The following is a 608-nucleotide window of genomic DNA, read 5'->3' on the forward strand; positions in this document are numbered from 1 at the left end:
TTGCACTTTTGATAATGGCTTTACTCGGGACACAGCCGTAGTTCAAGCAGTCGCCGCCCATCTCGCCCGCTTCGATGAGCGTGACTTTTGCCCTAACAGTCGCTGCGATATAGCTGGTGACAAGGCCGCCAGCACCTGCGCCGATGACGATCATATTGCGGTCGAATTTTTTTGGCTTGTTATAATTTTTGTAGACGCGGCGCTTCTTAAACATATTCAACACTCCTTTTGCGATTAAGGGGAATAAGCCCAATAACGCAAACGAGACAATCAAGTCGAACGATAAAATCCCTGATAGACTCTCAACCTGCGCCAATTGTGTCCCTGCATTGACGAATACGAACGTACCAGCGAGCATGCCAACTTGGCTGACCCAGTAGTAAGTCCACGACTTGATGGCGGTGACGCCCATCAACAGATTAATCAAAAAGAACGGAAATATCGGTACCAGTCGAAGGGTAAATAAGTAAAAAGCGCCTTCTTTTTTGACCCCTTTGTCGATCGCTGCCAGCCGCTCAGGGAAGCGCTGCTTGATGGTGTCGCGTAGTAAGTAACGTGACGTCAAAAAAGCAAGCGTTGCGCCGATACTGGACGCAAACGAAGCAATG

The 608-nt window shown here is 48.8% G+C and carries 1 protein-coding gene; it reads right to left on the reverse strand.

Features of this window, described 5'->3' with window-relative positions; all coding sequences use genetic code 11:
- Positions 1–608 (reverse strand): TVP38/TMEM64 family protein (locus ACS8FC_RS19005; RefSeq protein WP_439297935.1); only part of this gene is annotated, 608 nt, incomplete at both ends.

The organism is Psychrobacter sp. 1Y4 (genome assembly GCF_051847555.1).